Below are 18,162 nucleotides of genomic sequence, written 5' to 3'. Positions count from 1 at the left end.
GACCCGGAGGGTCGGCGGCGGGTTGTTCACTGAGTTGGGGGCAGCGTTCAGGATTTCAAGGGCTCATCGATTTTGAAGTGTGCACGGGCGGTGGCGATCGGTTCGCTCTCGGTACTTTGCCAGGCCGCAATGGCGACGTTGGCCACGCGCCGGCCCTGACGGCAGACCTGACATTTGGCCCAAGTGTCGCGAAACTGCCCGGCGCGCAGGTAATCCAGGGAAAAATCGATGATCTTCGGTACCCCGGGCGCTCCGGTGAAGATCAACAAATGCAACGCGGCTGCCAGCTCCATGAATCCGGCGATCACCCCGCCATGGATCGCAGGCAATAAAGGGTTACCAATGTTGTCCTTGTTCGCCGGCAGCTTGAATAGCAGGTCATCACCGACTCGCGAGCATTCGACGCCGATCAGCCCGGCGTAGGGAATCATCTGCAGCAAAGGCGCGTAATCGCCCTGGGCGTGAGCCAGCAGCAGTTGTTGCTTCCAGTCATCGCTCATCGAAGTTCTCCTTTGATCCTGCCGCCAAATCCCTGGGTGCCTTTCAGCCCCTTGCCCATGCGCATGAACGTGCCAACAACATGGGCTATGGGTTGCTGCGGATCGTCCTGATAGGCAAAACCGCGGGCGAAGATCACATCGGTGGTGACCCGATAACACTCGGCGAAACCGTAGACGTCCTTGTTCGGCTCTGCGGCGTGCATGTAGTCGATGCGCAGGTCCAGGGTCGGGCAGACTTCGAATTCCGGGAGCACGCACAATGTGGACATGCCGCATGCGGTGTCCATCAGCGAAGTAATCGCGCCGCCGTGGATGACCCCGGTTTGCGGATTGCCAACGATTTGCGCGCTGTACGGCAGCTTCACTGTCAGCCCTTCGCTGTTGGCGCTGTGCACCGTCAAACCGAGCACCTGACAATGGCGCAGCGCGGAGAGAAAGCGTGTCGCGCGCTCAAAAACGGGGTTTTCAGCCATTTGATAATTACTCTCGTTAGAGCCTTTTGCCAGTAGTAAGCAATACGGCAAAAGTTCCACTGAAAAACAAACTTATATATCTGAACAAAATGAGGAACTTAACCTTTGGCGCTGCGCTCTTAAGGCCAGTAGTTATTTTCCATAAGGAGAAACACCCCATGCGTAAGACTTTAGCTATTGCCTTGATGTTGACCGCTTCCCTCGGTCTCGCTGCCTGCGATAAAAAATCCGAGGACAAAGCTCAAGATGCCAACCAACATGCTGAGCAAGCTCAGCAGGACATGAACAAAGCTCAGGATAAAGTGAACGACGCAGCAAAAGAAAACGCCGAAGCTGCCAAAGCTCAGGCTGAATCGAATCAAGCTGCTCAAGAAGAAGCTGCCAAGAAGCAATAATTGCGACTTGATGCAGAAAAAGAAAACCCGCCAAGTGCGGGTTTTCTTTTGCCTGTGATTTTTGGTCAGTCTTGGCTTAGAGGCTTTCTTAGAGCAATACGGTTCTAAAAGTCGGACTAATCATCAGCAACAAACTGCAGAGCAGGCCGACCAGCCACACCAGACTGCGCAGGGCTGGTTTATCCGCCAGATACAACCACACGTAAAGAATCCGCGCGATCACAAAGATGATTGCCAGAGCATCAATCAACCAGCCTTGGGTTTGCGTGGTGTGCGCCATCAGCACACCCACGGCGAAGAGGATGAACGCTTCGATGCAGTTCTGATGCGCCGCCAGCGCCCGCGCGCCATAACCAGTGAGTTGCGCCTGTTGTTGGCGCGGCAGGTGGTTGTTGTAACCGCCCTGCTCTTTCATGGCTTTACCCACCGGCATACGCGCGATGTAGATCAACAATGCACTGATAAACACACACCAGAACGGAATACTCATCAAGCGGCCTCTTTATTGGTTTCGGGCAATGGCGCCTCTGTAGGGGTATAGACCATCACATCGAGCACGTCGGAATGAAACTCGCGGCGGTACAACACTAGAACCACACCGGCACTCATCAACATGAACAACCATGGGCTGACAAACCACGCCAGCATGCTCATGCCGAAGTAGTAGGAACGCAGACCGAAGTTGAACTGGTTGGCCGCCATCGAAATCACCCGTGCCGCCCGCATTGCGAACGCCTTGCGCTCCTGCTCGGACACTTGGCGCTCGCCGATCATTGGCGCTGAGCCGACCAGCACCGCCGCAAAGTTGTACTGACGCATGCACCAACTGAACGTGAAAAACGCATAGACGAACACCAGCGCCAGGCACAGCAACTTGATCTCCGACATGCCCTGCGATGCCTGCTGCACCATCGGGATATCCGCCAGCAACGACACGGCGCGTTCGGACGCACCGAGCACGGTCAGAATACCGGCAAGAATAATCAGGGTGCTGGAGGCGAAGAACGAGGCGTTACGCTCCAGATTGCCGATAACGCTGGCGTCGGCGATGCGGTTGTCACGCAGGAGCATGCGGCGCATCCAGTCTTCGCGATACAGGTGCAACACACTGGCCAGGCACGCGGTATCGCGGGCCTTCCACGACGCATAACGGGTGTAGCCGCCCCAGCAGATGACAAACCAGAGCGCGGCCAGCAGGTGGATCAGGTTGGCTTGGATGAACGACATGCAATTCCCTGTGGAGTATGGATGCTACCTGTGGGAGCGAGCCTGCTCGCGAAAGCGGCGTATCGCACAACATTGATGGCGGCTGACACAACGCTTTCGCGAGCAGGCTCGCTCCCACATCAAGACTTCGGCAACCCTTCGACGTTAGCTCGCGGAAAAAGACACTGCCAGACGCCCATAAAAAATGCCCCGTATCGATTGATACGGGGCATTTCTGTTTAAGCGCTGAAGACCCGCTTGTGGCGGGTCAGACAACGTCAGGCAACGGCTTCGCTGCGCTTGCCCAGCAGGCGATCGCAGACCACGGCGACCACCAGGGTCATCACGCATGGCACCAGCCACGCCAGACCCTGCTCACTCAGCGGCAGGTGCGCCAGCTGCGACGGCATCCAGTCAGCCAGACCGGCGCCCTTGAGCGCGTCGATGGTGCCGAACAGGAACGACACCAGCATGACCGGGCCGAGGATCCGCCCGTGTTCATGCCAGAAGTCCTTGCAGAAGCTCAGGGCCACCAGAACGATGCACGGCGGGTAGATTGCGGTCAGTACCGGGATCGAGAACGCGATCAGCTTGGTCAGGCCCAGGTTTGACACCAGCAGCGAAAACGCGGCCAGGATGATCACCAGTGTCTTGTAGGACAGTGGCAGTACGCGACTGAAGTACTCGGCGCAGGCGCAGGTCAGACCGACCGCCGTCACCAGGCACGCCAGCGAGATCAGCACCGCGAGGAAACCGCTGCCCAGCGAACCGAAGGTGTGTTGCACGTAAGCATGCAGCACCGCCGCGCCGTTAGTGGCACCGACCGCGACTTCGTGGCTGCCGGAGCCGAGGCGGAACAGGCTGATGTACACCAGCGCCAGACCGACACCGGCGATCAGGCCGGCAATGATTGCGTAACGGGTGATCAGCGCAGGCGACTCGACGCCACGGGAGCGGATCGCGTTGACGATGACGATGCCGAAGACCAGCGCGCCGAGGGTATCCATGGTCAGGTAACCATTGATGAAGCCCTGGGAGAACGGTGCCGCGACGTATTCAGGCGTAGCCTGGCCAATATCACCGGCCGGCAAGGCGAACGCGGCGATACCGAGTACCGCCAGGGCGATGATTTTCAGCGGCGCGAGGAAACGCCCCACGGTATCGAGCAGACGGCCCGGATACAGCGAGATGAAGAACACCAGCAGGAAGTACACCGAGCTGTAGAGGAACAGCGCCAGCGGACTTTCGCCGGTCAGTGGCGCCAGACCCACTTCAAAGGAGACGGTCGCAGTCCGCGGGGTGGCGAACAACGGGCCGACCGCCAGGTAGCACGCCGCGGCGAGGACACCACCGGCGATCTTGCCAATCGGGCTGCTCAGCGCGTCCATCGCCCCGCCGACCTTGGCCAGAGCGACAACGGTGACCACCGGCAGGCCGACTGCCGTGATCAAAAAGCCCAGCGCCGCCATCCAGACGTTAGGTCCGGACTGCAGGCCGACGATAGGCGGGAAAATGATGTTGCCGGCCCCGACGAACAGGGCAAATGTCATAAAGCCCAGTGCCAGGATGTCCTGACCTTTCAAAACTTTCATTAAGGAAATACCACACTACTGAATCGGAATTTAGAGGGGGATTTCCCTTTTGGGTCAGGGAAATGCTGTCAGTCCGTATGGGGCTGACCCGTTTAGCGCGTTGCATGCCTTGTGAGCGGCAGACGCAAAAATGGCTGCTAGCCTAACGAATTTGTCTGACAAACGCACTGTTTGAGGGCGAACTATCCGATACACGACGTGTCGGTGTCGCGTTTACGCATTTAAATTTCATAAACAAAGCAAAGATCAAAAGATCGCAGCCTTCGGCAGCTCCTACACAAGATCATCTGTAGGAGCTGCCGAAGGCTGCGATCTTTTGATCTTCAGAAACAACAAAGGCCACCCGAAGGTGGCCTTTGTCTGGTGAAGCGTCAGTCAAGCACGAGGCTTACTTGACAGCCCAACCGGTCAGCTCGGCCAGGGCCTTGCCGATGTCTGCCAGCGAACGCACGGTTTTTACGCCTGCGTCTTGCAGCGCAGCGAATTTCTCGTCTGCAGTGCCTTTGCCGCCAGAGATGATTGCGCCAGCATGGCCCATGCGCTTGCCCGGAGGAGCAGTCACACCCGCGATGTAGGAAACAACCGGCTTGGTCACGTGTGCCTTGATGTAGGCAGCCGCTTCTTCTTCAGCCGAACCGCCGATCTCGCCGATCATCACGATCGCTTCGGTCTTCGGGTCTTCCTGGAACAGCTTCAGGATGTCGATGAAGTTCGAACCCGGGATCGGGTCACCACCGATGCCGACGCAAGTCGACTGACCGAAACCGGCGTCAGTGGTCTGCTTCACAGCTTCGTAGGTCAGGGTGCCGGAACGCGAAACGATACCGACCTTGCCTGGCAAGTGAATGTGACCTGGCATGATGCCAATCTTGCATTCGCCTGGAGTGATCACGCCTGGGCAGTTAGGGCCGATCAGGGTAACACCCAGCTCGTCGCACTTAACTTTAGCGTCCAGCATGTCCAGGGTAGGAATGCCTTCGGTGATGCAGACGATCAGCTTGATGCCGCCGAACGCCGCTTCCAGGATCGAGTCCTTGCAGAAAGGAGCCGGAACGTAGATCACGCTGGCGGTAGCGCCAGTGGCTGCGACTGCGTCTTTAACGGTGTTGAACACTGGCAGACCCAGGTGCTCGGTGCCGCCTTTGCCCGGAGTTACACCACCAACCATCTTGGTGCCGTATTCGATGGCTTGCTGGGTGTGGAAACTACCTTGCGAACCGGTAATACCCTGGCAGATAACTTTGGTGTCTTTATTGATCAGGACGCTCATTATTTGCCCTCCGCAGCTTTGACAACTTGTTGAGCAGCGTCGGTCAGGCTGGTAGCAGCGATGATGTTCAAACCGCTTTCTGCCAGTACTTTAGCGCCCAGCTCAGCGTTGTTGCCTTCAAGGCGAACAACAACCGGGATTTTCACGCCGACTTCTTTCACGGCGCCGATGATGCCTTCGGCAATCATGTCGCAGCGAACGATGCCACCGAAGATGTTGACCAGTACTGCAGCGACGTTGGTGTCGGACAGGATGATCTTGAAGGCTTCGGTCACGCGCTCTTTGGTAGCACCACCACCTACGTCGAGGAAGTTGGCTGGCTTGCCGCCGTGCAGGTTGACGATGTCCATGGTACCCATGGCCAGGCCGGCACCGTTGACCATGCAGCCGATGTTGCCTTCCAGGGCTACGTAGTTCAGTTCGAACTTGGCAGCGTGCGCTTCGCGCGGATCGTCTTGCGACGGATCGTGGAAAGTCTTCAGCTTAGGCTGACGGTACATGGCGTTGGCGTCGATGTTGATCTTGGCGTCCAGGCAGTGCAGATCGCCGTCAGCCTTGATCACCAGCGGGTTCACTTCCAGCAGGGCCAGATCGTGATCCTGGAACAGTTTGGCCAGACCGACGAAGATCTTGGCGAACTGGGCAACTTGCTTGCCTTCCAGACCCAGTTGGAACGCCAGCTCGCGACCCTGGAATGGCTGAGCGCCAACCAGTGGATCGATAGTGGCTTTCAGAATTTTTTCTGGAGTGTCGTGAGCGATTTTCTCGATGTCCACGCCACCTTCGGTGGAAGCCATGAACACGATGCGACGGCTCGAACGGTCAACGACAGCGCCCAGGTACAGCTCTTTAGCGATATCAGTGCACGATTCAACCAGGATCTTGGTGACTGGCTGACCATTGGCGTCAGTCTGGTAAGTCACCAGACGCTTGCCCAGCCACTGCTGTGCGAAGGCCTTGGCGTCTTCTTTGTTGCGAACCAGCTTGACGCCGCCCGCTTTACCGCGACCACCGGCGTGGACCTGGGCTTTGACAACCCACTCGCTGCCGCCGATTTTGTCGCAAGCTTCTGCTGCTGCTTCCGGGGTGTCTACTGCGTAACCAGTGGAAACTGGCAGGCCGTATTCAGCGAACAGCTGCTTACCCTGATACTCGTGAAGATTCATGCTTTTTACCGTCTTCGTTAGGTACTGCGCATTCGGCGCTGCGCTCTTGATGAGTGCCGCGCCACCTGTGACTGCTGCTTGCGTAGCCTTCCGGTTACCCGATTCAGCTACGCAAGACTGCGTCCAGCGGACATTCCGCGGTGAGACTTGCTCGCAAGGCTCACGACGGGCCGTTACCGCCGTGGTTTCTTATTGTGTGTCTTAACGCTTCTTGCGGTTGGCAATGTGGATGGCGCCGCCATTCACCGCCAGAGCAGCTTCGTGCAAGGCTTCAGACAGGGTCGGATGGGAGAAAACCATCATGCCCAGGTCTTCAGCGCTGGTGCCGAATTCCATACCGATCGCGCCCTGCTGAACCAGTTCTGCAGCGCTCGGGCCAATCACGTGCACGCCCAATACGCGGTCAGTCTTGGCATCAGCGATGACCTTGACGAAACCACCGGTATCGTTGGCGGCCATGGCACGGCCGGAAGCGGCGAACGGGAAGGTGCCGACGTTAACTTCAACGCCTTCGGCTTTCAAGGCCTGCTCGGTTTTGCCAACCCACGCGATTTCCGGGTGAGTATAAATAACCGATGGGATCAGGTCATAGTTCATCTGGGCTTTGTGGCCCTTGATGCGCTCGACAACCATGATGCCCTCTTCCGAGGCCTTGTGCGCCAGCATCATGCCGCGCACCACGTCACCGATGGCGTAGACGCCCGGTACGGTGGTGGCGCAGTGATCGTCAACGTGCACGAAACCGCGCTCGTCCAGGGTCACGCCGCTGTCGGCAGCCAGCAGATCAGTGGTCACCGGACGGCGACCAACGGCTACGATCAGCTTGTCGAAAGTGATGGTCTGTTCGCCGTTGGCATCGGTGTAGTTAACAACGACTTCGTCGCCGTTCACTTTCGAACCGGTCACGCGAGCGCCCAGCTTGATGTCCAGACCCTGTTTGGTCAGAGTTTTCAGCGCTTCCTTGGAAACAGCGGTGTCGGCTGCCATCAGGAAAGTGTCCAGGGCTTCCAGGACAGTCACTTCTGCACCCAGACGCGACCACACCGAACCCAGTTCCAGACCGATCACGCCAGCGCCGATCACGCCCAGACGCTTAGGTACGGCCTGGAACTCCAGAGCGCCAGTCGAATCGACGATGACTTTCTGATCGACCGGAGCCGGTGGAATGTCGATCGGACGCGAACCTGGGGCCAGGATGACGTTTTCGGCTTCGATGACTTCAACCGAACCGTCCGGCTTGGTGACTTCGACCTTCTTGCCAGCCAGCAGCTTGCCGTGGCCCTGGATCGAAGTAACGCCGTTAGCCTTGAACAGGGTGGCAACGCCGCCAGTCAGGTTCTTGACGATGCCAGCCTTGCGGCCAACCATCGCAGCGACGTCCATTTTGACTTCGCCGGTCGAGATACCGTGAACGTTGAAGCTCTCTTTGGCTTCCTTGTACTTCCAGGAGCTGTCCAGCAGCGCCTTGGACGGAATGCAGCCGACGTTCAGGCAAGTACCGCCGAGGGCCTGTTTGCCTTCAGCGTCGGTGTACTTCTCGATGCAGGCAGTGGTGAGCCCCAGCTGCGCGGCCTTGATGGCAGCTACATAGCCGCCAGGGCCGGCACCGATCACTACTACGTCAAATTTCTGCGACATTCAAAAAATCCTCTTTAGCGAAAAGCTTCAAGCCGCGCGCTGCGGGCCGTACCGTCGTTGCCGACGATACGCCACCCGCAGCGCATGGCTGCTTCTATCAGATATCCAGCAACAGACGAGCCGGATCTTCCAGCAGGTTCTTGATGGTCACCAGGAAGGTTACAGCTTCTTTGCCATCGATCAGACGGTGATCGTAGGACAGTGCCAGGTACATCATCGGACGGATCACGACCTGACCGTTGATGGCCATAGGACGCTGGATGATGTTGTGCATGCCCAGAATCGCTGCCTGCGGCGGGTTGACGATCGGAGTCGACATCATCGAGCCGAAGGTACCACCGTTGGTGATGGTGAAGGTACCACCGGTCATCTCTTCCATCGACAGTTTGCCGTCACGGGCTTTTTTGCCGAATGTGGCGATGCCGCCTTCGATTTCAGCCAGGCTCATCAGCTCGGCGTTACGCAGAACCGGAACAACCAGACCACGGTCGCTGGAAACGGCAACACCGATGTCGGCGTAGCCGTGGTAAACGATGTCTGCGCCGTCGATCGAAGCGTTGACCGCCGGGAAGCGTTTCAGCGCTTCGGTGGCCGCCTTGACGAAGAACGACATGAAGCCCAGGCGTACGCCGTTGTGGGACTTCTCGAACAGGTCCTTGTACTTCGAACGCAGGGCCATGACTTCGGTCATGTCGACTTCGTTGAACGTGGTCAGCATCGCCATGTTCGACTGGGCTTCTACCAGACGCTCGGCAACCTTGGCACGCAGACGGGTCATCGGCACACGTTTTTCAACGCGGTCACCAGCAGCGAATACCGGCGCAGCGGCAGCCGGAGCAGCAGCCTTGGCAGGTGCAGCAGCCGGAGCGGCTTTCTTCGCGGCAACAGCAGCCACCACGTCTTCCTTGGTCACACGACCGCCTTTGCCGGTGCCGGCAACGGAAGCGATGTTGATGCCGTTTTCTTCAGCCAGCTTGCGCGCAGCCGGAGCAGCAACAGGATCGTCTTCGCCTTCGGCAGCAGCCGGGGCAGCGGCAGCAGCAGCCGGAGCAGCAGCGGCGGCTGGAGCAGCGGCAGCAGCGCCGCCTTCAACGATGGAGCCCAGGACTTCGTCGGACAGAACGGTGTCGCCTTCGTTCTTGACGATTGCGCCCAGCACGCCGTCGGCGGTAGCCAGCACTTCCAGTACGACTTTGTCGGTTTCGATGTCGACGATCAGTTCGTCACGCTTGACGGCGTCGCCCGGTTGTTTGTGCCAGGTGGCAACGGTGCCATCGGCAACCGATTCCGGGAAAGTGGGGGCTTTGATCTCGATAGCCATTATCTGTGGTTCCTTAAATTCGGTTTCAGGTGCGCGAAGGCGTTAAACGGTAAACGCGTCTTGCAGCAGTTTTTCCTGCTGCTCGGCGTGCATCGATGCGTAACCACATGCAGGTGCAGCAGAAGCCTCACGGCCCGCGTACTCGAGTACGAGAGATTTGTTGAGGTTACCGATGCTGCGACGCAGGTGGTGCTGGCTGCAGTACCAGGCGCCCTGGTTCATTGGCTCTTCCTGACACCAGACGGCCGCTTTGGCGTTGGTGTAAGGCGCCAGGACTTCTTTCAAGTCGTCCTCAGGGAATGGATACAGCTGCTCGATACGCACGATGGCGATATCGTCACGGCCTTCGGCACGACGTTTTTCCAGCAGGTCGTAGTAGACCTTGCCGCTACACAGAACAACACGCTCGACCTTTTTCGGGTCCAGGGCGTCGATTTCCGGGATCACGGTCTGGAACGAACCTTCGGCCAGATCTTCCAGGGTCGAGATGGCCAGTTTGTGGCGCAGCAACGACTTTGGAGTCAGAACGACCAATGGCTTGCGCAGCGGGCGAATCACCTGACGGCGCAGCAAGTGGTAGATCTGCGCCGGAGTGGTCGGCATGCACACCTGAATGTTGTGCTCGGCGCACAGTTGCAGATAACGCTCAAGACGTGCCGAGCTGTGCTCAGGACCCTGACCTTCGTAGCCGTGCGGCAACAGCATGGTCAGACCGCAGAGACGACCCCACTTGTGTTCGCCGCTGGTGATGAACTGGTCGATAACAACCTGTGCACCGTTGGCGAAGTCGCCGAACTGGGCTTCCCAGATCACCAGCGCGTTTGGCGTGGTGGTCGAGTAGCCGTATTCGAAGGCCAGTACCGCTTCTTCCGACAGGAACGAGTCGTACAGGTCAAAGCGTGGCTGACCTTCGTACAGGTGCTTCAGCGGAATGTAGGTGCCGGCGTCTTTCTGGTTGTGCAGCACAGCGTGACGGTGCGAGAACGTACCGCGACCGATGTCCTGACCGGTCATGCGGATCGGGTGACCTTCGAACGCCAGGGTCGCGTACGCCATGGTTTCGGCGTAACCCCAGTTGATCGGCAGGCCGCCGGCTTGCATCTTCTGACGGTCTTCGTAGATCTTCGCAACCTGACGCTGAACCACGAAGCCTTCCGGAATTTCCAGCAGCTTGGCGGACAGTTCCTGCAGGGTCTTCAGGTCGAAACGCGTGTCGTGACGCGCAGTCCAGGCGTGGCCCAGGTACGGACGCCAGTCCACGAACAGCTCTTTGTTCGGCTCTTTGACCAGCGATTTCACCACGTGCAGACCGTTGTCCAGCGCGTTGCGGTACTCGTCGACTTTCGCCTGTACACGCTCTGCGTCGAGCACACCGGCCTGAGTCAGACGATCAGCGTACAGCTCACGGGTGGTGCGCTGCTTGGTGATCTGCTGATACATCAGCGGCTGGGTGCCGCTTGGCTCGTCGGCCTCGTTGTGGCCGCGACGACGGTAGCAGACCAGGTCGATCACCACGTCACGCTTGAACTGCATGCGATAGTCGATGGCCAGCTGAGTGACGAACAGCACGGCTTCCGGATCATCCCCATTCACATGGAGGATCGGCGCCTGGATCATCTTCGCAACGTCGGTGGCGTACTCGGTGGAACGCGAGTCCAGCGGGTTGCTGATGGTGAAACCGACCTGGTTGTTGATCACGATGTGCACGGTACCGCCGGTCTTGAAACCGCGGGTCTGCGACATCTGGAAGGTTTCCATGACCACGCCCTGACCTGCGAATGCAGCGTCACCGTGGATGGAGATCGGCAGAACCTTCTCACCGGTCGGGTCGTTACGACGATCCTGACGGGCGCGAACCGAACCTTCTACCACCGGGGAAACGATTTCCAGGTGGGACGGGTTGAACGCCATGGCCAGGTGAACTTCACCGCCGGCGGTCATCACGTTGGACGAGAAGCCCTGGTGGTATTTAACGTCACCGGAACCCAGCTCGACCTTCTTCTTGCCTTCGAACTCGTCGAACAGCTCGCGCGGGTTCTTGCCGAAGGTGTTGACCAGCACGTTCAGACGGCCACGGTGGGCCATGCCGATGACGACTTCCTTGGTGCCGTAGGAACCGGAACGCTGGATCAGTTCGTCGAGCATCGGAATCAGGCTTTCGCCGCCTTCCAGACCGAAACGCTTGGTGCCCGGGTATTTGGTGCCCAGGTATTTTTCCAGGCCTTCACCGGCCGTCACGCGCTCAAGCAGGTGGCTCTTGATGTCAGCGGAGTACGTCGGACGACCGCGCACGCTTTCCAGACGCTGCTGGAACCACTGGCGCTGCTCGGAATCGGTGATGTGCGTAAATTCAGCGCCGATGGTGCGGCAATATGTCTGCTGCAACGCTTCGTGAATTTCGCGTAGGCTCGCTTCCTCTTTGCCGATGAACAGGTCGCCGGCACGGAAGGTCGTATCAAGATCGGCATTGGTCAAGCCGTAATGATTGATCGACAGGTCTGCAGGTGCAGGACGCTGCCACAGCCCCAGCGGGTCAAGCTGGGCTGCCTGGTGGCCACGCATACGGTAGGCCTGGATCAATCGCAGCACTTCAACTTGCTTCTTCTCGTGCTCACTGCTCACGCTCCCGGCGGAAACCGGTTGAGCGCGGCGCTGGTTCTTTGCCAGCAGCACGAAATGATCGCGAATTGTGGAGTGCGAAACATCAGTGGCAGAGCTGCCGTCGGCAGGCAGCTTCTGAAAGTAGGTGCGCCACTCTTCTGGCACAGCGTTAGGGTCGTGCAGGTAGAGCTCATAAAGCTCTTCCACATAGGCAGCGTTTCCACCTGAAAGGTAGGCGCTGTTCCACATGCGCTGCATCACGCTTTCTTGCATGCTTGGTCACCCTCGGTTAGGGGAACACCATCGGCGTCAATACCGAGCAAACTTGCAGAAGTCCGAATGCAGCGACCAAAACAAGCCACTTAGGATCACGCTGATAGTCCGGGTACCAGCCCGGATGCCCCTGCTTGTCTCATTTCTTCAAAATAAGAGCGGCAGCTTGTGGCTACTGCTCTGGTTATAGCCATGACGCGGGTTGAAGCCCGCGCCACAGCCTCTTCGTTACAGCGGTTCTACGGTTACAGCAGCTGAATCACACGCCGCTCGAAAGCAGCATGTTACGGATGTGACCGATGGCCTTAGTCGGGTTCAGGCCTTTCGGACATACGTTGACGCAGTTCATGATGCCCCGGCAGCGGAAAACGCTGAACGGGTCATCGAGCGAAGCCAGACGCTCGGACGTCTTGGTGTCGCGGCTGTCTGCCAGGAAGCGGTACGCTTGCAGCAGGGCCGCTGGACCCAGGAACTTGTCCGGGTTCCACCAGAAGGACGGGCACGAGGTCGAGCAGCAGGCGCACAGGATGCACTCGTACAGACCGTCGAGCTTTTCACGCTCTTCAGGGGACTGCAGACGCTCGATGGCCGGAGCCGGCGTGTCGTTCTGCAGGTAAGGCTTAACCTTCTCGTATTGCTTGTAGAAGATGCTCATATCGACAACCAGGTCACGGATAACCGGCAAACCTGGCAGCGGACGAACGATCAACTTGTTGCCTTTTACGACAGCGGACAGCGGCGTGATGCACGCCAGACCGTTCTTGCCGTTGATGTTCATGCCGTCGGAGCCGCAGACACCTTCACGGCAAGAGCGACGATAGGAGAAACCCTCGTCCTGCTCTTTGATCAGGGCCAGCACGTCCAGCACCATCAGGTCTTTACCACCGGTATCGACCTGGAATTCCTGCATGAACGGCGCAGCGTCCTGATCAGGGTTGTAGCGATAAACACTGACTTGCAACATGGCGATCACCCTTAATAAGTCCGGACTTTAGGTTCGAAAGTCGGAACAGTCTTCGGCGAGAAGTTTACGGCACGCTTGGCGACGCGTTTCTCACCCGGGAAGTACAGGGTGTGGCACAGCCAGTTTTCGTCGTCACGGTCTTCGAAGTCTTCACGGGCGTGAGCGCCGCGGGACTCTTTACGTACTTCGGCCGCGATGGCGGTAGCTTCAGCCACTTCCAGCAGGTTTTGCAGTTCCAGAGCTTCGATACGCGCAGTGTTGAACGCTTGCGACTTATCGTTGATCTTCACATTGGCGATGCGCTTGCGCAGATCGGCCAGCTGAGCGATACCCTTCTGCATGTATTCGCCAGTACGGAATACGCCGAAGTAGTTCTGCATGCAGCTTTGCAGCTCGCGACGCAGGGTTGCCACGTCTTCGCCATCGGTACGGCCGTTCAGCGCGTTCAGACGCGACAGGGCTGCTTCGATGTCGGCTTCGGTAGCGTCGTCGTATTCGATGCCGTCGGTCAGCGCCTTCTCCAGGTGCAGGCCGGCAGCGCGGCCGAATACCACCAGGTCGAGCAGCGAGTTGCCGCCCAGACGGTTGGCACCGTGTACCGATACGCAAGCCACTTCACCTACGGCGAACAGGCCAGGAATGATCTGGTCCACGCCTTCGGCGTTCTGGGTGATCGCCTGACCATGAATGTTGGTGGCAACGCCGCCCATCATGTAGTGGCAGGTCGGAACAACCGGAACCGGCGCAACCACCGGGTCAACGTGTGCGAAAGTCTTCGACAGTTCGCAGATGCCTGGCAGACGGCTGTGCAGCACTTCCTCGCCCAAGTGGTCGAGTTTGAGCATTACGTGGTCGCCATTCGGACCGCAACCGTTACCGGCGATGATTTCTTTAACCATCGAACGGGCAACCACGTCACGACCAGCCAGGTCTTTCGCGTTCGGAGCATAACGCTCCATGAAACGCTCGCCGTGCTTGTTGATCAGGTAACCACCTTCACCACGGCAGCCTTCTGTAACCAGTACACCGGCGCCGGCGATGCCGGTCGGGTGGAACTGCCACATTTCGATGTCTTGTACCGGTACGCCAGCACGCAGAGCCATGCCAACGCCGTCACCGGTGTTGATCAGGGCGTTGGTGGTGGAGGCGTAGATACGACCGGCACCGCCAGTGGCCAGTACGGTGGCCTTGGCACGGATGTACGAAGTTTCGCCGGTTTCGATGCAGATCGCGATCACACCGACGAACTCGCCTTCCTGGTTTTTCACCAGGTCGACAGCGTAGTACTCGTTCAGGAACGTGGTACCGGCTTTCAGGTTGCCCTGATAAAGGGTGTGCAGCAGCGCGTGCCCGGTACGGTCGGATGCTGCGCAGGTGCGAGCAGCCTGGCCGCCCTTACCGTAGTCCTTGGACTGACCACCGAATGGACGCTGGTAGATACGGCCTTGCTCGGTACGCGAGAACGGCAGACCCATGTGGTCCAGTTCGAAAACGGCAGCCGGGCCTTCCTGACACATGTATTCGATAGCGTCCTGGTCACCGATGTAGTCGGAACCCTTGACGGTATCGTACATGTGCCAGCGCCAGTCATCGTTCGGGTCAGCGGACGCGATCGCGCAGGTGATGCCGCCCTGGGCGGATACAGTGTGCGAACGGGTCGGGAAAACCTTGGTGATCACCGCAGTCTTGTGACCGCCCTGTGCCAGCTGCAGCGCAGCGCGCATGCCAGCACCGCCACCACCAATAATGATGGCGTCGAAAGAAATCGTTGGAATGTTAGCCATGACTCAGATACCCCAGAGAATCTGCACACCCCAGACGAAGTAAGCGAACATCGCAACGCCGCATACTGCCTGGAAAAGGAAACGTATAGCCGTCGCGGACTTGCCGAACGCCATTGGCGTCAGGTAGTCAGTCGCGATGGTCCACATGCCGACCCAGGCGTGAGCGCCGAGAGCAACAAGGGCCAGGAGGCTGAAAATACGCATCCCGTTGTGGGCGAACAGTTCATGCCACTGGGCGTACTCGAGGCCTGGGTGGGCCACGACGTATCCGATCAGAAAGATGAAGTAAGCCGCGAGAACGACCGCCGACACACGTTGCGCCATCCAGTCATAGAGGCCCGAACGCGAGAGGTTCGTGACGTTAGTTACCATATCCAGACTCCTGCCAGAACGATTACCACCACGGAAACGGCGATAACGATTTTCGAGCCCAGCTTGCCGCCTTCCAGCGTCTCACCGATGCCCATATCCATGATCAAATGGCGCACACCGGCTACCAGGTGATACAGCAGAGCGGACAGGATGCCCCAAATCACTAGCTTGGCTAGCGGACTGGTCAGACACGCCTTCACCTGACCGAAGCCTTCCTCGGAGCTCAGCGACTTGTCCAATGCGTAAAGCATGATGGCAAGGCACACGAAGAGGATGACACCGGAGATACGGTGAAGAATGGACGTGTAAGCAGTGACTGGGAGTTTGATGGTCCTTAGGTCTAGGTTTACAGGTCGTTGGCTTTTCACGGCTTTTTTTTCACACTGAAGAGCCCCTAACAATCAGGGCAAAGTTGTTGGGGAGTGCACTGGTCAGGTAACCACCACCCAGGGATGCGACCCCCAATGAAAGCAAGCCCAAAAGCCCTTGGCGGTCGGTGGCCGAGTATAGACAGTTAGGCTACTAATGACAACGCAATCACCTACCCCAAATAGCTGATTGCACAAGTCGTATAAAAGGCGTAAATGGCAGTCAATTTCGAGGAAAAAGTGCGCTTAAAGCCTTCTGGAGCAAGACTTTAGGCAAATTGACATTCGAATTTATCTCACTATAGTGGTGCGGGCCCTGCGTGGGGGGTCTGTCTGATGGTTCAAGCATAAATAGGAGGCCACATGGCTGACAAAAAAGCGCAGTTGATCATCGAGGGCGCAGCCCCCGTCGAGCTGCCCATTTTAACCGGCACCGTTGGTCCCGATGTAATCGATGTTCGGGGCCTGACGGCCACGGGCCGCTTCACTTTCGACCCGGGTTTCATGTCGACCGCCTCGTGCGAATCGAAGATCACCTATATCGACGGTGACAACGGCATTCTGTTGCACCGCGGCTACCCGATCGAACAGCTGGCTGAAAAGTCGGACTACCTGGAAACCTGCTACCTGCTGCTCAACGGCGAACTGCCGACCGCAGAACAGAAGGCCCAGTTCGTCAGCACCGTGAAAAACCACACCATGGTTCACGAGCAGCTGAAAACCTTCTTCAACGGCTTCCGTCGCGACGCCCACCCGATGGCCGTCATGTGCGGCGTAGTCGGCGCCCTTTCGGCCTTCTACCACGACTCCCTGGACATCAATAACCCGCAGCATCGCGAAATCTCCGCGATCCGTCTGGTTGCCAAGATGCCGACCCTGGCAGCGATGGTTTACAAGTACTCCATGGGCCAACCCATGATGTACCCGCGCAACGACCTGACGTACGCGGAAAACTTCCTGCACATGATGTTCAACACCCCGTGCGAGATCAAACCGATCAGCCCGGTACTCGCCAAGGCCATGGACCGGATCTTCATCCTCCACGCCGACCACGAGCAGAACGCATCGACCTCCACCGTGCGCCTGGCAGGCTCTTCGGGTGCCAACCCGTTCGCTTGTATCGCCGCCGGCATCGCCGCACTGTGGGGCCCTGCCCACGGCGGTGCGAACGAAGCCGTTCTGACCATGCTTGACGAGATTGGCGATGTGTCCAACATCGACAAGTTCATCGCCAAGGCCAAGGACAAGAACGACCCGTTCAAGCTGATGGGCTTCGGTCACCGCGTTTACAAGAACCGCGACCCTCGCGCGACTGTGATGAAGCAGACCTGCGACGAAGTGCTGAAAGAACTGGGCATCAACAACGATCCGCAACTCGAACTGGCCATGCGCCTGGAAGAGATCGCCCTGACCGACCCGTACTTCATCGAACGCTCGCTGTACCCGAACGTCGACTTCTACTCGGGGATCATCCTCAAGGCGATCGGCATTCCGACCAGCATGTTCACCGTGATCTTCGCCCTGGCACGTACTGTCGGCTGGATTTCGCACTGGAAAGAAATGCTCTCCAGCCCGTACAAGATTGGCCGTCCGCGCCAGTTGTACACTGGCTATGAGTCGCGTGATATCACCAAGCTGGAAGACCGCAAATAAGGCTTGTCTTGCGATAACGTCTTGAAGTTGTATCGGGAACGGCCTCTATTTATATAGAGGCCGTTTTTGTTTGTGGGGTCGCAGCGGCCTGGGGGCCGACTGGCTTTTGGGCATTTGTGGGCATATCCGTTGCTGCGAGTGCTGCCGCTGGCGGTTTCGCTCTTACAGCGAGTCACCTTTTCCAGACGCCGAAAAGGTAACCCAAAAGGCTTTGCCCCGGCGTACGGCACTTCGCTTAGGCTCAGCGTTCCCTCGCTACGGTGCCCATCCGGGGGCATCGCCTACGGTTTGCTTCGCTGCACCTCCTTTCGATGTATGCGGCTTCGCCGCACGGCGCTGCGCGCCTAACCCCCTGATGGACACCTACGCTCGGCCTGCCGAAGGGGCTTAAGATCAAAAGCCAAAGCCAAAGCCAAAGCAGATCAAAAGATCACAGCCTTCGGCAGTTCCTACAGGGGATTGGGTGTTTTCAGTTGGAATTTGGTCGGCTGTCAGGCCGCCTTCGCGAGCAAGCTCGCTCCCACAGAAGCGCCAAAGCCAAGCGCTAGCTTTTCACCACTCAACACGATGAGCGTTAGCTCGAGTA

General features: G+C 58.2%; 16 protein-coding genes. 2 read left to right on the top strand and 14 right to left on the bottom strand.

What is annotated here, in order from left to right; translation table 11 throughout:
* Positions 1 to 47: 47 nt before the first annotated feature.
* Together ACYZUM_RS04910 and ACYZUM_RS04905 are read right to left on the bottom strand one after the other, a co-directional pair.
* Positions 48 to 500, bottom strand: a complete 453-nt coding sequence (locus ACYZUM_RS04910) for a PaaI family thioesterase (protein ID WP_108182076.1) — start codon at positions 498 to 500, stop codon at positions 48 to 50.
* Positions 497 to 973 (bottom strand): PaaI family thioesterase, encoded by a 477-nt coding sequence (locus ACYZUM_RS04905; protein ID WP_108182075.1) that lies wholly within the window; start codon positions 971 to 973, stop codon positions 497 to 499. The genes ACYZUM_RS04910 and ACYZUM_RS04905 overlap by 4 nt, the downstream gene beginning before the upstream one ends.
* Positions 974 to 1,131: 158 nt before the next feature.
* Between ACYZUM_RS04905 and ACYZUM_RS04900 the strand changes: the two genes are divergently transcribed.
* Positions 1,132 to 1,368: a hypothetical protein gene (locus ACYZUM_RS04900; RefSeq protein ID WP_007962865.1), complete on the top strand. Its 237-nt coding sequence runs from the start codon at positions 1,132 to 1,134 to the stop codon at positions 1,366 to 1,368.
* An 88-nt stretch (positions 1,369 to 1,456) separates the two neighbouring features.
* Here the strand turns inward: ACYZUM_RS04900 and ACYZUM_RS04895 are convergent, their stop codons facing one another.
* From ACYZUM_RS04895 to sdhC, 12 genes are all read right to left on the bottom strand, one after another.
* On the bottom strand, positions 1,457 to 1,858 hold the full coding sequence (locus ACYZUM_RS04895) for an MAPEG family protein (RefSeq protein WP_041074377.1): 402 nt from the start codon (positions 1,856 to 1,858) through the stop codon (positions 1,457 to 1,459).
* Entirely contained in the window at positions 1,858 to 2,595 is a 738-nt protein-coding gene (locus ACYZUM_RS04890) for a DUF599 domain-containing protein (RefSeq protein WP_108182074.1), read from the bottom strand. The genes ACYZUM_RS04895 and ACYZUM_RS04890 overlap by 1 nt, the downstream gene beginning before the upstream one ends.
* Positions 2,596 to 2,852: 257 nt before the next feature.
* Positions 2,853 to 4,166: a branched-chain amino acid transport system II carrier protein gene (gene brnQ / locus ACYZUM_RS04885; RefSeq protein WP_047292845.1), complete on the bottom strand. Its 1,314-nt coding sequence runs from the start codon at positions 4,164 to 4,166 to the stop codon at positions 2,853 to 2,855.
* Between the two features lie 388 nt (positions 4,167 to 4,554).
* A complete protein-coding gene (sucD, locus tag ACYZUM_RS04880) occupies positions 4,555 to 5,436 on the bottom strand; it encodes a succinate--CoA ligase subunit alpha (protein ID WP_003223019.1) in 882 nt (293 codons plus the stop codon).
* Positions 5,436 to 6,602 carry an ADP-forming succinate--CoA ligase subunit beta gene (gene sucC, locus ACYZUM_RS04875; protein ID WP_003223015.1) on the bottom strand — a complete coding sequence of 389 codons (1,167 nt, stop codon included), beginning with the start codon at positions 6,600 to 6,602 and terminating at the stop codon, positions 5,436 to 5,438. The genes sucD and sucC overlap by 1 nt, the downstream gene beginning before the upstream one ends.
* 201 nt (positions 6,603 to 6,803) lie before the next feature.
* On the bottom strand, positions 6,804 to 8,240 hold the full coding sequence (gene lpdA, locus ACYZUM_RS04870; protein ID WP_041074385.1) for a dihydrolipoyl dehydrogenase: 1,437 nt from the start codon (positions 8,238 to 8,240) through the stop codon (positions 6,804 to 6,806).
* A 97-nt stretch (positions 8,241 to 8,337) separates the two neighbouring features.
* A complete protein-coding gene (gene odhB, locus ACYZUM_RS04865) occupies positions 8,338 to 9,561 on the bottom strand; it encodes a 2-oxoglutarate dehydrogenase complex dihydrolipoyllysine-residue succinyltransferase (protein ID WP_041074387.1) in 1,224 nt (407 codons plus the stop codon).
* 42 nt (positions 9,562 to 9,603) lie between these two features.
* Positions 9,604 to 12,435 carry a 2-oxoglutarate dehydrogenase E1 component gene (locus ACYZUM_RS04860; protein ID WP_086794958.1) on the bottom strand — a complete coding sequence of 944 codons (2,832 nt, stop codon included), beginning with the start codon at positions 12,433 to 12,435 and terminating at the stop codon, positions 9,604 to 9,606.
* A gap of 259 nt (positions 12,436 to 12,694) precedes the next feature.
* Complete coding sequence (locus ACYZUM_RS04855; RefSeq protein ID WP_003223007.1) at positions 12,695 to 13,399, bottom strand: succinate dehydrogenase iron-sulfur subunit; 705 nt, start codon at positions 13,397 to 13,399, stop codon at positions 12,695 to 12,697.
* 11 nt (positions 13,400 to 13,410) lie between these two features.
* A complete protein-coding gene (sdhA, locus tag ACYZUM_RS04850; protein ID WP_007962857.1) occupies positions 13,411 to 15,183 on the bottom strand; it encodes a succinate dehydrogenase flavoprotein subunit in 1,773 nt (590 codons plus the stop codon).
* A gap of 3 nt (positions 15,184 to 15,186) precedes the next feature.
* Positions 15,187 to 15,555: a succinate dehydrogenase, hydrophobic membrane anchor protein gene (gene sdhD / locus ACYZUM_RS04845; RefSeq protein ID WP_003222999.1), complete on the bottom strand. Its 369-nt coding sequence runs from the start codon at positions 15,553 to 15,555 to the stop codon at positions 15,187 to 15,189.
* A complete protein-coding gene (gene sdhC, locus ACYZUM_RS04840; protein ID WP_016773673.1) occupies positions 15,549 to 15,923 on the bottom strand; it encodes a succinate dehydrogenase, cytochrome b556 subunit in 375 nt (124 codons plus the stop codon). Before sdhC ends, sdhD begins: the two co-directional genes overlap by 7 nt.
* A 363-nt stretch (positions 15,924 to 16,286) precedes the next feature.
* Between sdhC and gltA the strand changes: the two genes are divergently transcribed.
* Positions 16,287 to 17,576: a citrate synthase gene (gltA, locus tag ACYZUM_RS04835; RefSeq protein ID WP_003222994.1), complete on the top strand. Its 1,290-nt coding sequence runs from the start codon at positions 16,287 to 16,289 to the stop codon at positions 17,574 to 17,576.
* The last annotated feature ends 586 nt before the right edge of the window (positions 17,577 to 18,162 follow it).

Source organism: Pseudomonas sp. m6p, assembly GCF_055760375.1.
Note: the sequence above shows the minus strand (reverse complement) of the source record. Positions and strands in the feature narration are given on the sequence as shown.

Bases quoted from the DNA above. Each gene is read 5' to 3' on its own strand.
- odhB (WP_041074387.1), bottom strand. From the start codon at position 9,561: ATGGCTATCGAGATCAAAGCCCCCACTTTCCCGGAATCGGTTGCCGAT.
- brnQ (WP_047292845.1), bottom strand. From the start codon at position 4,166: ATGAAAGTTTTGAAAGGTCAGGACATCCTGGCACTGGGCTTTATGACA.
- ACYZUM_RS04895 (WP_041074377.1), bottom strand. From the start codon at position 1,858: ATGAGTATTCCGTTCTGGTGTGTGTTTATCAGTGCATTGTTGATCTAC.
- gltA (WP_003222994.1), top strand. From the start codon at position 16,287: ATGGCTGACAAAAAAGCGCAGTTGATCATCGAGGGCGCAGCCCCCGTC.
- ACYZUM_RS04890 (WP_108182074.1), bottom strand. From the start codon at position 2,595: ATGTCGTTCATCCAAGCCAACCTGATCCACCTGCTGGCCGCGCTCTGG.
- ACYZUM_RS04860 (WP_086794958.1), bottom strand. From the start codon at position 12,435: ATGCAAGAAAGCGTGATGCAGCGCATGTGGAACAGCGCCTACCTTTCA.
- sdhD (WP_003222999.1), bottom strand. From the start codon at position 15,555: ATGGTAACTAACGTCACGAACCTCTCGCGTTCGGGCCTCTATGACTGG.
- ACYZUM_RS04910 (WP_108182076.1), bottom strand. From the start codon at position 500: ATGAGCGATGACTGGAAGCAACAACTGCTGCTGGCTCACGCCCAGGGC.
- ACYZUM_RS04900 (WP_007962865.1), top strand. From the start codon at position 1,132: ATGCGTAAGACTTTAGCTATTGCCTTGATGTTGACCGCTTCCCTCGGT.
- sucD (WP_003223019.1), bottom strand. From the start codon at position 5,436: ATGAGCGTCCTGATCAATAAAGACACCAAAGTTATCTGCCAGGGTATT.
- ACYZUM_RS04905 (WP_108182075.1), bottom strand. From the start codon at position 973: ATGGCTGAAAACCCCGTTTTTGAGCGCGCGACACGCTTTCTCTCCGCG.
- sucC (WP_003223015.1), bottom strand. From the start codon at position 6,602: ATGAATCTTCACGAGTATCAGGGTAAGCAGCTGTTCGCTGAATACGGC.
- sdhA (WP_007962857.1), bottom strand. From the start codon at position 15,183: ATGGCTAACATTCCAACGATTTCTTTCGACGCCATCATTATTGGTGGT.
- lpdA (WP_041074385.1), bottom strand. From the start codon at position 8,240: ATGTCGCAGAAATTTGACGTAGTAGTGATCGGTGCCGGCCCTGGCGGC.
- ACYZUM_RS04855 (WP_003223007.1), bottom strand. From the start codon at position 13,399: ATGTTGCAAGTCAGTGTTTATCGCTACAACCCTGATCAGGACGCTGCG.